The sequence below is a fragment of the Aeromonas sp. 603404 genome (genome assembly GCF_049171775.1).
GTDB classification, from domain to species: Bacteria; Pseudomonadota; Gammaproteobacteria; order Enterobacterales; family Aeromonadaceae; genus Aeromonas; species Aeromonas veronii_A.
In genome coordinates this window covers 351,829-365,974 of sequence record NZ_JAAKPE010000001.1, presented here as the reverse complement: position 1 = coordinate 365,974, position 14,146 = coordinate 351,829, and the positions used below count along the sequence as shown (strand labels likewise).

At 60.5% G+C, this 14,146-nt stretch carries 11 protein-coding genes; 5 read left to right on the top strand and 6 right to left on the bottom strand.

The window, feature by feature from the left end; all coding sequences use genetic code 11:
* Positions 1–34: 34 nt before the first annotated feature.
* Positions 35–1,120: a hypothetical protein gene (locus G5306_RS01555; protein ID WP_421254786.1), complete on the bottom strand. Its 1,086-nt coding sequence runs from the start codon at positions 1,118–1,120 to the stop codon at positions 35–37.
* A 255-nt stretch (positions 1,121–1,375) separates the two neighbouring features.
* On the opposite strand from G5306_RS01555, the gene G5306_RS01550 reads away from it, so the two are divergent.
* On the top strand, positions 1,376–3,631 hold the full coding sequence (locus G5306_RS01550; protein WP_421204784.1) for an LTA synthase family protein: 2,256 nt from the start codon (positions 1,376–1,378) through the stop codon (positions 3,629–3,631).
* Positions 3,632–3,723: 92 nt separating this feature from the next.
* On the opposite strand, the gene aroG is transcribed toward G5306_RS01550, so the two are convergent.
* The 5 genes from aroG to G5306_RS01525 form a co-directional block, all read right to left on the bottom strand.
* Positions 3,724–4,779, bottom strand: a complete 1,056-nt coding sequence (gene aroG, locus G5306_RS01545) for a 3-deoxy-7-phosphoheptulonate synthase AroG (protein ID WP_144713523.1) — start codon at positions 4,777–4,779, stop codon at positions 3,724–3,726.
* Positions 4,780–4,999: 220 nt separating this feature from the next.
* Complete coding sequence (gene aroA, locus G5306_RS01540) at positions 5,000–6,283, bottom strand: 3-phosphoshikimate 1-carboxyvinyltransferase (RefSeq protein ID WP_005351267.1); 1,284 nt, start codon at positions 6,281–6,283, stop codon at positions 5,000–5,002.
* A 227-nt stretch (positions 6,284–6,510) separates the two neighbouring features.
* Entirely contained in the window at positions 6,511–7,599 is a 1,089-nt protein-coding gene (gene serC / locus G5306_RS01535; protein WP_216978615.1) for a 3-phosphoserine/phosphohydroxythreonine transaminase, read from the bottom strand.
* A gap of 225 nt (positions 7,600–7,824) precedes the next feature.
* Complete coding sequence (locus G5306_RS01530; protein ID WP_216978614.1) at positions 7,825–8,751, bottom strand: electron transfer flavoprotein subunit alpha/FixB family protein; 927 nt, start codon at positions 8,749–8,751, stop codon at positions 7,825–7,827.
* Positions 8,748–9,500: an electron transfer flavoprotein subunit beta/FixA family protein gene (locus G5306_RS01525; protein WP_069553891.1), complete on the bottom strand. Its 753-nt coding sequence runs from the start codon at positions 9,498–9,500 to the stop codon at positions 8,748–8,750. The genes G5306_RS01530 and G5306_RS01525 overlap by 4 nt, the downstream gene beginning before the upstream one ends.
* Positions 9,501–9,669: 169 nt before the next feature.
* Between G5306_RS01525 and G5306_RS01520 the strand changes: the two genes are divergently transcribed.
* From G5306_RS01520 to G5306_RS01505, 4 genes are all read left to right on the top strand, one after another.
* Positions 9,670–11,313 carry an electron transfer flavoprotein-ubiquinone oxidoreductase gene (locus G5306_RS01520; protein ID WP_421312150.1) on the top strand — a complete coding sequence of 548 codons (1,644 nt, stop codon included), beginning with the start codon at positions 9,670–9,672 and terminating at the stop codon, positions 11,311–11,313.
* Positions 11,314–11,818: 505 nt separating this feature from the next.
* Positions 11,819–12,766, top strand: coding sequence for a magnesium/cobalt transporter CorA (gene corA, locus G5306_RS01515; protein ID WP_266133904.1), 948 nt, complete (start codon positions 11,819–11,821; stop codon positions 12,764–12,766).
* Between the two features lie 150 nt (positions 12,767–12,916).
* Complete coding sequence (locus G5306_RS01510; RefSeq protein ID WP_216953818.1) at positions 12,917–13,393, top strand: DUF2919 domain-containing protein; 477 nt, start codon at positions 12,917–12,919, stop codon at positions 13,391–13,393.
* A gap of 299 nt (positions 13,394–13,692) precedes the next feature.
* The gene (locus tag G5306_RS01505; RefSeq protein ID WP_005352687.1) at positions 13,693–14,142 is read left to right on the top strand and encodes a hypothetical protein; all 450 of its coding nucleotides are present in this window, start codon (positions 13,693–13,695) and stop codon (positions 14,140–14,142) included.
* The last annotated feature ends 4 nt before the right edge of the window (positions 14,143–14,146 follow it).

Here is a 14,146-nt window from a genome sequence, read left to right as displayed (position 1 = left end):
GCCCTGTTCATTTGTACTCCGCAAAGGTATTGGCTCAGGCAAGGCTGGTGGCTGGCAACTGACAGGCGACGGCTTCCCGGCGCAGCTGCTGTAAGCGGGCCAGCAGCCCGGTCTGGCCCAGCTCCGTCTCCTGAGGCGAGAGATTGTCCACCAGCAGCGAATAGTGATCCGTCACCGCCTGCATCAGCCAGTCGAGGCGACGCAGGGTGAGCGGGCCGCAGCTCTGGCCGCTCAGATCATCGGCCACATCGAGCCGGTGGCTGCGATACATGTCCCGCCACCAGTTGGCAACCAGCGCCTCGTCGCTCACCAGCGCGGCGCTCCACTCCCCCTGCAGGGCGTGCAGGCGGGCCAGCACGGGCGCGCTGGCCCCTTCGCGGATCAGGTGGTGGATCTCCCGTTTGACCCACTTGAGGCAGAGTTCACGCCAGTAGCGAAATTGCGGCAGAGGATCGGCCTCATCGAGCCAGAGTCCAGAGAGGGTGCGGGTCTCCAGCCGCTCCGGTACATGGAACTGCGGATCGACCAGACCGTTGGAGTTGTATTCAAAGCGGGGATCGAAGGTCCACATATAGCCAAAGTCGAACACGCAGATCTGCTCGCCATCATCGAGCAGGTTGCCCGGACTCGGGTCCCAGTCAAACCAGCCCCAGCGGGCCAGCTCACCCTGCACCTCCAGAATCTGGGCCAGATTGCGTTCGTTGAGCTGATGGACCGGCACACCCCGCAACCAGGGGGAGACCAGTACCCCGGCCCGCGCCGAGCCGAAACTGGTGCAAACCACGTGGGAGAGGACGGTGGGATGCAGCTCGCGCAGCGCCTCGATTTCACGCCGCCGCTCCAGCTCGGTCAGAAAGGCGGTCTTGCCATCGAGGTTGGCCACCAGTGAATCCTGACGTCGCCGCTTGAGGCACCAGTGATGCCCCTCCACCTTGAGGTGAAACACCTCGGCGGTGAGACCGTGGCGATAGACCTTGACCACTGCGGGATGAGTATCCTTCAGCTTGACCAGTTGGGCCAGCGGCAGCGGGCAGTCGCGCTCGCGTCCGATCCGGATCTCTTCCTTGCTCTCCAGCATGCGCAGCAATCTGGCCTGACGTGCCATCACTTTGGGATTCATACATGTACCTCCAGTCGCTATCGAGAGACTAAACAGCAGCTCCCTCCCAAGCCAGTGGCAAAACCCCATGATGACGCTTTCATCACATATTCCGAACAACCCCTCGATCGGGATCACAATTTGCAAGGTTGAGCTGTAACCAAATATTCATTAAGTGGTCATTAAATTGACAAGCTGAAACAAGGCCCGCACCATCGGGTCAAACTCTATGCGGATGAACGATCTCTCCCTTACTCGCTCAAAGGATGAGCTTATATGAATCGCCCCTCCTCAGGCCGCCCCCGTGCCCTGAGTCTGCCCTCTGGGCTACTGGCCCTGCTGGGCGGATTGCTGCTGCTGACTCTGTTATTACCGCTGATCAATCCCGGCAGCTGGCTGGGCCGTGCCCAACCGCTGGTGCTGGGCCCCGCCGACAATCCGCTGGCCACCCTCACCCGCCACGCCCTGCTCTATAAAAGCGACAGCCGCGGCCTCTATCTGGTGGTGCGCAGCCAGTGGCTGTTGCGGGGGCCGCTGCAAGCGGGGGACAAGGTGCGAGTGGAGCTGCTCAACGACAAGGGGGAGCGGATCGACCAGCTCAGTCAAGCGGTGGATAAGCGTCAGGTGTGCCGCAATAACCGCTGCTCGCTGGATCTCAACAGCACCTTGCGCGCACCGGACGATGCACTGGCCAGCCGTTATCAGCTGCGCATCGGTCTGCTGCTCAAGGATCGCCCCGAGAGCGGTGATTTCAGCCAGATCCTGCAAACCCTGCCGGAGCAGGGCTTCAACCTCACCTATCTGGTGGTGAGCCTGACCCTAGTGCTGGCCCTGAGCGCCGCCGTGCTCAAAACGGTGCTGCCAAAGCTGCGCCGCAGCCTGCGCTGGCGGATCATCGGCAGCCTGCTGCTCGGCAACCTCACCTTCGTGCTGCTGCACGGCTTCGTGGTGTTCAAGCTGGGGGAGTTTCTGCTCTGGTCAGGCTTTCGGCCGGAGCACTACTATCTGGCCTGGGGCAGCATGGTGCTGGGCTGGAGCCTCTGCGCACTGGCGGGCTTCAACCTCTATATGGGGCTGGTCTTTACCGCGCTGTCAGGCATAGGTCTGCTGGCCAACTTTATGAAGATCGCCATCTACGGCGTGCCGCTCGGCGGGGACGATTTTGGCAACCTGCTGGCGCTGCTGCGGATCCTGCTCGACCAGCACCCCATCCTGCCCATCTTCACCGTTTTACTGGCACTGTTTCTCTGCTGGCGCTTTGCCCTGTCGCGCTGGGTGTTGCGCACAGCCGCCGCCACCGTCGCCTTCTTTGCCCTGTGCGTCTTTGCCACCCAGACCGGCAACAAGCTGCTGGGGGCCAACATTCGCTACGTGGACCGTGCGGTCAACTACCACAGGGACATCATCCGCTCAGGTCCTGGCCTCTATCTGTTCAATCTGGTGGACGAGATGCTGCAAAGCGGCAGCGTGTTTCGCTACCCCTTGCAGATCAACGAGCTGGCCCCGCAGCTGAGCTATCCGCCCCAGGGCATAGCGCCGCGCTGGGATCTGGTGATCGTACTGCAATATGAGTCGCTCTGGCTCGACTGGAAGGGGCGGATCTGCGCCCCGGCTCCCACCCTCTCCCTGCCCGCCAGCGTGCAGCAGTGGCAAAAAACCATCCACTCCCCCACCACCGGCGGCATGACGGTGCTGGCGGAGTTCGAGATGAACACCGGCCTGCCGGTGGGCTTGCTCAAGCAAGGGGTGGTGCCCTACTACTACCTCTCGCAGCAGGTGCCGGGGCTGGCCCAGAGCGCCAGACAGAGCGGCTACCAGACCCTGTTCGCCCACCCTTATGTGGAAAAATTCTGGGGCCGCGCCAAGGCGATCCCGGCGCTCGGCTATGAGGAGCGCTGGTTCGACACACGCTTCACCACCCTTGAGCACAAGGGACTCTATATCTCCGATGATGCGCTGATCGACCACCTGCTCAAGCGCAGCGAACAGGATGACAAACCGCTGTTTGCCTATGCGGTCACCATGCAGGGGCACGGCCCCTTCGATGGCCCCCGCTATCAGGGGCAGGAGCGCAGCGGCGCCTGCCCGAACCAGAGCGAGAGTGACACCCAGCTGCTCAACACCTACTACACCGGGGTGGTGGATGCCATGGCCTCGCTGGAGCGGCTGCTCAAGACCCTCGACCAGTCGGACAAGCACTATCTGGTGGTGGCCTTTGGCGATCACCAGCCGTTTTTGATGTCCGCCGGCAAGGGGATTCACGGTGACAAGCCGGCACGCGATGCCACCTACCAGATCCCCATGATGGCCTTCACCCGCGCCGATGATCCCCTCAATCTGGCGACCCAGTTTGCGCCGGTGCGCCAGCTCTACCAGATGGGTCAGGCCACCCGCCAGCTGCTGGCGGGGGATATCACCCCCATCGAAGAGAAGCCCCTGCTCCATCCGGTGCTGGGCGAGGAGAAAGGGTTCGACCCATCAAGCCTGGTGCCGCAGATCCGCGCCAGCTTCCGGCCCGATGCCCTGCCCTGAGCCTTAAGCCCCGCAACACGAATAGATGAGGCCGCAATAGCGGCCTCTGGTTATCACTTTCTCTTTGTCACTGCGACTGCGAAATCCGGTCTTTAGCGGGCGTTACGGGTTGCAACGGCATCCGCCAGGTTGCGCAGCAGCACTTCGGTATCGGCCCAACCGATGCAGGCATCGGTGATGCTCTGGCCGACGGTGAGTTCACACCCTTCCACCAGATCCTGACGGCCTTCCACCAGATGGCTCTCCACCATCACACCAAACACCGCCTTGCTGCCGGCACGCAGTTGGCCGGCCACATCCTCGGCCACCAGCATCTGGTTCTTGAACTGCTTGCTGCTGTTGGCATGACTAAAGTCGATCATCACCTTCTGGGGCAGACCGGCCTTCTCCAGCCCCTTCACCACCTCGTCCACGTGGGCGGCGCTGTAGTTCGGCTCACGACCACCACGCAGAATGATGTGACAGTCCGGGTTGCCGCGGGTCGCCACGATGGCGGAGTGACCGTATTTGGTGACCGACAGGAAGTGGTGCGGCGCACTGGCGGCACCGATGGCATCGATGGCAACCTTGATGGTGCCGTCAGTGCCGTTCTTGAAGCCCACCGGACAGGAGAGACCGGAGGCCAGCTCGCGGTGTACCTGGGATTCGGTAGTACGGGCACCGATCGCGCCCCAGCTCATCAGATCCGCCACATATTGCGGGGTGATCATGTCAAGGAACTCGGAGGCAGTCGGCAGCCCCATGTCGTTGAGATCCAGCAACAGCTTGCGACCAATGCGCAGACCGTCGTTGATCTTGCAGCTGTTATCGAGGTACGGATCGTTGATCAGCCCCTTCCAGCCCACTGTGGTGCGCGGTTTTTCGAAGTAGACCCGCATCACGATCTCCAGCTGACCTTTCAGCTCGTCGCGCAACGCCTTGAGGCGCTTGCCGTACTCCAGCGCGGCAACCGGATCATGGATGGAGCAAGGACCAATCACCACCAGCAGACGATCATCTTCGCCAGCCAGGATATTGTGAATGGCCTGACGGGATTCAAAAACGGTGGACGAGGCCACCTCGGTAGCCGGAAACTTCTCAAGCACCGCAACCGGAGGTAATAACTCTTTGATTTCACTGATACGAACGTCGTCGGTTTGATGCTGCATGACAAGGCTTCCTGCTAGATGACTGCGATTAGGAAATCTCAACATAGCCCGCGACAGGGCATGTGTAAATAGGAAATTACAGCAATCACAAAACTATTTTATATGGCAATCTTGCAAGTTATTGAAATGATGCTAGGAGAAATGACGATGCTGGTGAGGAAGGCAAAAAGGCCCGCTCAGCGCGGGCCCGAAGCGTCGGTGATGACGGGTTTGTCAGTGATCAGCCACGCTGGCTGATACTGGCCAGCTTGTCGAAGTAATCCGGGAAGGTCTTCGAGGTGCACTTGGGATCATTGATGGTGACCGGGGTATCCGACAGCGCCACCAGCGAGAAGCACATGGCGATACGGTGATCGTTGTAGGTATCGATCTCGGCATGCTTGAGCTGGGTCGGCGGGGTCACGGTGATAAAGTCATGCCCCTCCTCCACTTCGACGCCCAGCTTGCGCAGCTCGGTCGCCATGGCGTGCAGACGATCGGTCTCCTTCACCCGCCAGTTGTAGATATTGCGAATGGAGGTCGGCCCCTCGGCAAACAGCGCGGCAACCGCGATGGTCATGGCCGCATCGGGAATATGGTTCATGTCCATATCCACTCCGTGCAGCGGCGCCTGCTCCGCCTCGATGAAATCATCACCCCAGGTGATGCGCGCGCCCATCTTCTCCAGCACATCGGCAAAGTGAATATCACCCTGAATGCTGTGCTTGCCGATACCGGTGACCCGTACCTTGCCCTTGATGGCACCCGCCGCGAGGAAGTAGGAGGCGCTGGAGGCATCTCCTTCCACCAGAAAGTCACCCGGGCTGATGTAGGTCTGGTTGCCCTTGATGTAGAACAGCTTGTAGTTGTCGTGCTCGATGACCACCCCGAACTGCTTCATGATGTGCAGAGTGATGTCGATGTAAGGCTTGGAGACCAGCTCCCCCTTGATGTGGATCCGGGTATCACCGGCCGCCATCGGCGCCGCCATCAAAAACGCGGTCAGGAACTGGCTGGAGACGGAGCCATCGACGTGCACATCGCCGCCCCACAGCCCCTTGGCATCCACCACCAGCGGCGGATAACCATCGTGTTTCAGGTACTGGATATGGGCACCCGCTTCACGCAGGGCATCCACCAGATGGCCGATGGGACGCTCTTCCATGCGCGGCTCGCCGCCCAGAGTATATTCACCGGAGCCCAAGCACAGCGCGGCGCACAGCGGTCGCATGGCGGTACCGGCGTTGCCGAGGAACAGATTGACCGGCTCTTTCACCGCAAAGCTGCGACCCAGACCCTGCACGGTACACTCGGTCTTGTCGGCGGAGAGCTTGTACTTGACCCCGAGCTGGGTCAGCGCAGCCAGCATATGACGAATGTCATCGCTGTCGAGCAGGTTGGTCAGACGGGTGGTGCCACGAGCCAGCGCCGCCAGCAGCAGCGCACGGTTAGAGACACTCTTGGAGCCGGGCAGATTGACCTCACCGGCCACACGAGAAATGGGTTCCAAACGCAACGAATTCATAGACTTCCTGTGCTATCTCAAAAATAAACGCCTGTCCGGACGTTAACAGCCTGCGTCCCGCTCGGCAAGGGCACTTTCAGGGGAAATCGCACGGCAAACGCCAGCGCGCTGGTTCTGTTGAAAAAAAGACGCCGGGGTATCCCCGGCGTCTTGAATCACTGCAATAGCTGGAAGCGGCTCACTGGTTGTCACGAGAGGCCGCCGGCAAGCACGTGGGTACTATCTTCTCAGCCGTGGCGCTTGGCAAAGCCATCCATAAAGCTCACTAGGGCCTTCACCCCCTCCAGCGGCATGGCGTTGTAGATGCTGGCGCGCATGCCACCGACAATACGGTGCCCCTTGAGGGCCAGCAGGCCAGCGGCTTCCGATTCGGCCAGGAACTGCTTGTCCAGCTCGGCATTTTTCAGCTGGAACGGGATGTTCATCCGCGAACGGCAGCTGACATCCACCTGATTGCCGTAGAAGCTCGACTGATCGAGATAGTCATAGAGGAAGTCGGCCTTCTCCTTGTTGCGCGCTTCCATCGCCTCGAGGCCACCCTGTTCCTTGAGCCACTCGAACACCAGACCGGCCAGATACCAGGCGTAGGTGGGCGGCGTGTTGAACATGGAGTCGTTCTTGGCAGTGAGCTTGTAGTCGAAAATCGAGGGGACATCGGCTCTCGCCTGATCCAGCAGGTCATCGCGCACGATGGCAATGGCAAGCCCGGACGGCCCGATATTTTTCTGGGCACCGGCATAGATGATGCCAAAGCGGCTCACCTCGAGAGGACGGGAGAGAATGGTGGAGGAGAGATCCGCCACCAGCGGCACCTCGCCGGTAGCCGGGATGTCAAACATCTCGATGCCGTCAATGGTTTCGTTCGGACAGTAGTGAACATAAGCCGCATCGGCGCGAAACGCCGGGGTCGGCAGCAGGTGAGAGATCCCCTGCTCGTTCTTGGCAACCCCCTGGAAGGTCTGGATATCGCCATACTTTTTGGCTTCATCCACCGCGCTCTGGGACCAGACGCCGGTCAGCAGGAAGTCCGCCTTCTTGTTGGCGCCGCCCAGCAGGTTCATGGGCACGGCGGAGAACTGACCGCGGCCGCCACCATGCATGAAGAGCACCTTGTAGTTGTCCGGCACCGCCAGCAGCTCGCGCAGATCCGCTTCGGCCTTCTCGGCCACCGCCATGTAGGGCTTGCCGCGATGGGAAAGCTCCATGACCGAGGCTCCCAGCCCCTGAAAATTACAAAATTCGCGCTGGGCGCGCTCCATGACTTCAACCGGCAGCATGGCGGGGCCGGCGCAGAAGTTGTAAATCTGTTTGCTCATGACGCTTTCCGTGAGTGGATGAGAGTAATCGATGACTTGTCAGGTTTTACACAAGAGCAGCCAGCGGATCAAAGGCTTTTTGGGAGCTGGCTCAACCTTTTACCGTCACTCTGCCTCCCCCTTGCAGTAGAAAAAGCCCTGAACGGGTCAGGGCTTGCAGGGAACATGCACAGAAATGGCGGGCAGAGCGCATAAACGACCACAGCTCAGCCATTTCTGACAAATTTACAGTTTGGCGGTGAGCTCCGGCAGCAGAGTGAAGAGATCCCCCACCAGCCCGTAGTCCGCCACCTGAAAGATGGGGGCATCGCTGTCCTTGTTGATGGCCACGATCACCTTCGACTCCTTCATCCCCGCCAGATGCTGGATGGCGCCCGAAATACCGACCGCGATATAGAGCTCGGGTGCCACCACCTTGCCGGTCTGCCCCACCTGCAGATCGTTGGCGACATATCCTGCATCAACGGCGGCTCGCGATGCCCCCACCGCCCCACCCAGCTTGTCGGCCAGCGCCTCAATCAGGGCAAATTGCGCCTTGGAGCCCAGTGCCCGGCCACCGGAGACCACCACCCGGGCGGCGGTCAGTTCGGGCCTGCTGGAGCGCACCGCGCGGCGCTCGACCAACCGGGTACGACCAGCGAATTCGGGCACGGCCAAGCGTTCGATGAGAGCCTGCCCGCCCGTCGCCGCCTTGGCAAACGCGGTGGCCCGCACCGTCATCACCTTGACGGGCGCCGAGCTTGCCACTCTGGCGATGGCATTGCCCGCATAGATGGGGCGCAGGAAGGTGTCGCTGCTCTCGATAGCCGTCACCTCGGAGAGCATCTCCACCCCGAGCCGGGCCGCCACCTGTGGCAGCAGCGCCTTGCCCATGGCACTCGCCGCCATAAGGCAGTGGCTGTAACCTTCGCACCAGCTGGCCAGCAGCTTGTCCACCCCATCCAGCAGCCCGTCGGCCAGCAGGGGATGTTCGGCAAGCAACACCTTGTCGACGCCGCTGAGGGCTGCCGCCTGTTCACCCGCCTCGGTCAGCCCCTGACCCAGCAACAGCAGGTCAACCTGACCGCCGATGGCTCCGGCGGCGGTGACCAGTTGTGCCACGTTGTCGGCCAGATGGCCCTGATGATGTTCGGCAATGATCAGCACGCTCATGGCAGCACCTTCGCTTCGTGTTTGAGTTTGTCCACCAGCTCGTCCACCGAGCCCACCTTGATCCCGGCGCTGCGGGCTGGCGGCGCCATCACCCCGAGCAAACGGGTCTGGTTGGCCACCTCAACGGCGAGTGTCGAGAACGGAGCGCTATCAAGCGGCTTACGCTTGGCCTTCATGATGTTGGGCAGCGAGGCAAAGCGCGGTTCATTCAAACGCAGATCGGCGCTCACTACCGCAGGCAACGGCATGCCGAGGGTCTCGAGGCCACCGTCGATTTCGCGGGTCACCAGCAGCTCCCCAGCTTCCACCTTGAGGGCGGACGCACAGGTCGCCAGCGGCCAATCATTGAGGGCAGCCAGCATCTGGGCCACCTGATTGTTGTCTGAATCGATGGACTGCTTGCCGAGCAGCACCAGATCTGGCTGCTCCTGCTCACACACCTTGTGCAAGGCGCGGGCGACAGTCAGCGGGGTGAGCGTCTCATCGGTGACATAATGCAGCGCCCGATCCGCCCCCAGCGCCAGCCCATGGCGCAGTTGCTCGGCGGCAGCGTCAGGGCCGAAGGTCACCACCACCAGCTCGCTGGCAACCCCGGCTTCCCGCAGCCTGACTCCCTCCTCCACCGCAATTTCACAAAAGGGGTTGATCCCCATCTTCACATTGGCGAGCTCCACGTCGGAGCCGTCTCCCTTCACCCGGATCTTGACGTTGTAGTCGACTACCCGTTTGATTGCGACCAGCAGCTTCATGGGGTCATGCCTCGTCTCTTTGGATTGAATTCATTAGTGTGCCTCTGCGTTTGTTGCAGTACGCTCTTCCCTAATTTTTTGCTTTTTCTTGCTCAGTTTTGCTTACAACTACTTTACGTTTACGTAAACTACCAGCATTACCCTAGGCCAACCAGAGCGCAGAGGCAAGATGGAACGGGAAGCAATGGAATTTGATGTCGTCATCGTCGGCGGCGGTCCGGCGGGGCTCAGTGCAGCCATCGCCCTGAAACAGCAGGATGCCACTCTCTCTGTCTGTCTGCTGGAGAAGGGAGCGGAAATTGGCGCCCATCTGCTCTCCGGCGCCCTGTTTGATCCCGTCGCCTTGCAAGAGCTGCTGCCGGATTGCTGGCAGCAAGCGCCGCTCGGCGTGCCGGTCAGCGACGATCAGGTTCATCTGCTGCAAAGCGAGCAACGCTCCCTGCAACTCCCCGCCTGGGCGGTGCCGCCCCGGATGCACAATGAGGGTTGCCACATCATCAGCCTCGGCAATCTCTGCCGCTGGCTTGGCCAACAGGCGGAAAAACTGGGAGTCGAAATATACCCGGGATTTACCGCCAGCGAACTTATCATGGAAGCGGGCCGGGTCAAGGGGGTCATCACCGGCGATCTGGGGCTGGATCGGGTGGGCAATCCGAAAGCAGATCATGTGCCCGGCATGGCGCTGCTCGGCCGCTACACCCTCTTTGCCGAAGGGGCCCGCGGTCATCTCGGCAAGCAGCTGATCGCCGACTTCAACCTAGCAAGCCCTGCCCAGCCCCAGCACTATGCCATCGGCTTCAAGGAGCTGTGGCAACTGCCTGCTGGCCAAGGCAAGGCGGGACAGGTGCTGCACGGCAGTGGCTGGCCCCTTGGCAAGCAGGGGGGCGGCAATAGCCACGGTGGCTTCTATCTCTATCACATGGAGGGGGATCAGGTGGCGGTCGGGCTGATTGTCGACCTCAACTACCAGAATCCCTGGCTCAGCCCGTTCGACGAATTCCAGCGCCTCAAGCATCACCCGCTTATCGCCGGCGTGTTGCAAGATGGGGAGCGCATCAGCTATGGCGCCCGCGCCATCACCAAGGGGGGCTGGCACGCCCTGCCCCGCATGCACTTCCCGAGCGGCCTGCTGATCGGTTGTAATGCGGGCACTCTCGACTTTTCCCGGATCAAGGGGATCCACACCGCCATGAAGTCCGGCATGCTGGCGGCAAAAACCGTCGCGATGGCCCTGCGGGGGGGCGATGAAGGGGGCCGGGATCTGGCCCAGTATGGTGACGAGCTGCACCAGAGCTGGCTGGCCCGCGAACTCAAGGCGGCGCGCAACTTCGGCGCGGCTCTTCATCGCTATGGTCCCTGGTTGGGCGGTGCCTTCAACTGGCTGGAGCAACGGCTGTTTGGCGCAAACTCGCCCTTCAAACTGCTCGATAAGGCTCACGATTACCGTCAGCTGCGCGTGGCCAGCCGCTGCGAGCCCATCCATTACCCCAAACCCGATGGCAGACTGAGCTTTGACAAGCTCTCGTCTGTGTATCTGGCCAACACCAGTCACGACGAGGATCAGCCTTGCCACCTCAAGCTGCAGGACGAGCGCATTCCGGTCGAGGTCAATCTGCCCACCTGGGCCGAACCCGCCCAACGCTACTGCCCGGCAGGGGTGTTTGAAGTACTGGAAATGGAAGGCGCGGCCAAACTGCAAATCAACGCAGCCAACTGTATTCACTGCAAGACCTGTGACATTAAAGATCCCAGTCAAAATATCATCTGGACACCGCCACAGGGGGGCTCCGGGCCCAATTATCCGAATATGTGATGGAACGGCAATGCCAAGATGCGGTGACATCAAAGATACTCAGTCCCAAAACATCGTCTGGACACCGCCACAAGGAGGATCCGGGCCCAACTATCCCAATATGTGATGGAATACGGCGATGCCAAGATGCGGTGACATCAAAGATACTCAGCCCCAAAACATCGTCTGGATACCGCCACAGGGGGCTCCGGGCCCAACTATCCCAATATCTGATGAAGCGGGGTAGCGGCAACAAGCAGCCCCAGCCATCCCTCCCCCCGCCAAAGGCTGGTTCTACACCGCATGGCTGCTAAGGTGATCCGACCTCGCTGTTTTTTTGGACAAACAAGCTGAATCCCTGATGAATAGCCCCTGACAAGCGGGGCCCACCCCTGTATAGTTCGCCGCATTCAGGTTTTCCATCGGCCCGATCTGCTTATCCACGGGATCGCCTTCTTCAGCGATCTAAGGCCGCATGACCTGTGCAACCATCCCTGATTACCCATGACTTTTTAAGGGGGGACAGATGATCACCGCCTACATTCTCAATAACAAGGTGCTGGACATAGTCACGCTCGGGCCTGACGACATAGTACCTGACAACACGGTCTGGCTGGATGCCTACAAGCCGGACACGGCAGAGCGAGAATGGTTGACGGGCCTGTTCCTGGAAGAGGTTCCCGACAAGGAGGAGCTCGACGACATCGAAGCATCCGCCCGTTTCTACTGGGATACCGATGGTCTGCACATTCACTCCCTGTTTCCCCAGCGGATCGGTCGTGACACCAAGGGTGTCCACGTCTCCTTTACCCTGCGCAACAACCTGCTGATCAGCATTCGTGAAGATGACATCGGGCTGGTGCGCCTGCTGCGCCACTATATGCGCCAGGATCGGCTGGAGGTGGAGGATGCCCTCGATATCCTGCTGGAGGTACAAAACCTCAAGGTGGAGTACCTCTCCGATCTTATCGAAGATGGTTACAAGACGTTGGAAAACACCGCCGATCAGATCTTCGAGCCGGATCAGATCAACCCTATGCTCAAGGAGCTGTTGGCACAGGAAGAGGCCAACGGCCAGATCCGTCTCTCCCTGCACGATACCCGCCGCGCCCTGCGTTTCCTCAAACGCAGCCTGCGCCAGCGCATGAGCCTCGAGCAGAACAAGTGGATCGACGAGATGCTGCACGACGTGGAGTCACTGCTGCCTCACACCCAGTTCCTGTTCGACAAGATCAACTTCCAGCTGGAGGCCTCCATGGGGGTGACCAATCTAGAGCAGAACAAGGTGATCAAGATCTTCTCGGTTGCCGCCGTGATCTTCCTGCCGCCGACCCTGATCGCCAGTATCTACGGCATGAACTTCGGCCGCATGCCTGAACTCGCCTGGGAGTATGGCTATCCCCTCTCGCTGGTGCTGATGGTGATGTCATCGCTGGGCACCGGGCTCTTCTTCAAGCGCAAGGGGTGGCTGTAACGCCAGCCGCTCGGCACAAGACAACTTTTCGCGGATTGGGGGGCATGGCCCCCCGATTAATTCCCGCTCTCTCCCGCGCCTTGCAAAGGGCTCGCCTTCGCCCCATATCCCTTGCATCACTTGCACTCTATGAATGGATATCGGGCAACCATGACCCTCTACCCCGAACACCGATATGACGATCACGGCCAGTTGCGCCCACCCCTCTGGTTCTGGCCCATCGCCCTGTTGTTGACCCGCTCGGTCTGGCTCTTTCTGATGGCGGGAGTGACCCGCGAGAGCGGCAGCGAGATCCTGACCCTCTTTTATCCGGACAAGATCACCCTCTACATCAGCCTGCTGACCGACGTACCCGCCATGCTGGCGTTGCTCGCCTGCGGGGGCACCTATCAGCAGACCCAGAGCATTCGCGCCAGACTCCGGCGCCACAGCCCGCTGCTGCTGCTCTGCTCTGCCGTCAGCGGCCTGCTGATGCAGTTGCACAGCCTCAATCTGCAGAAGTGGTCATTCAGCTGGCCTACCGCACTGGTGCTGGTCGCCAGCCTCTGGTCACTCTGGTATCTGCTGCGCAGTCGCCAGCTACGGGAATATGCTGCTGATGATCCTCATCAGGAGTCGAACATCTAGCCAAGTTTTAGCTGCAATCAATTGAAATAAATATAAAAAGCCTCTTGGTGAGTTGAACGCCCGACGCGCGGCCATAACCCCGAGCCGCAAGCTGCCCCGCTGTCGAGGAGCGGCTGCGCCCGCACTCTCGCCCCATAGGTGGCGGCCAAGCGGATAAGGAATTATCAATCGTCGTGTTAGGTCACCCCGTTCATTCAGGCTTGATTCATTATCAATGGAATTGATAACACTTTTCATTACTCTTACTGCGTTATAAACTTGCTCCCCCCGGGCGGCTCCGCCCGGGTGCTGGAGCCTTTATGACAAGCCTTTCTCTCTCACCCCGACAATTCTGGCAGTGGCTGGCCTACCACCATCAGGCCGCCGAGGGCACCCTCTATCTGATGTTCTTCTCCGGCCTGCTGCTGTGGGAGCCGCTGACCCCGCTCTGGTCGCTGGCGCGCTGGAATCTGTTTTTCCATGTGATGCTCTCGCTCACCCTGTTCCCCCTGCTGTTTGGCGCCTTCTGGCTCTCCCATCGCAGCTTGTTGAACCGCAGCAACAAACCCTTTTTGCGCACCACGGGGCGAATTATTGAAGCCCTGCTGCTGATCTGTCTGGCCAGCGGCCTGCTGCTGGTGCTGCACGGCACTCCGGGCGATGCCATGGGCAACCTCGCCAGCTGGGCCCACTGGTTGAGCGCATTGGCGTTAACTCCTCTGGTGCTGCGCCACGCCTGGCGCTGGACCATCTTGAAATGGCGCTCCTGATCCC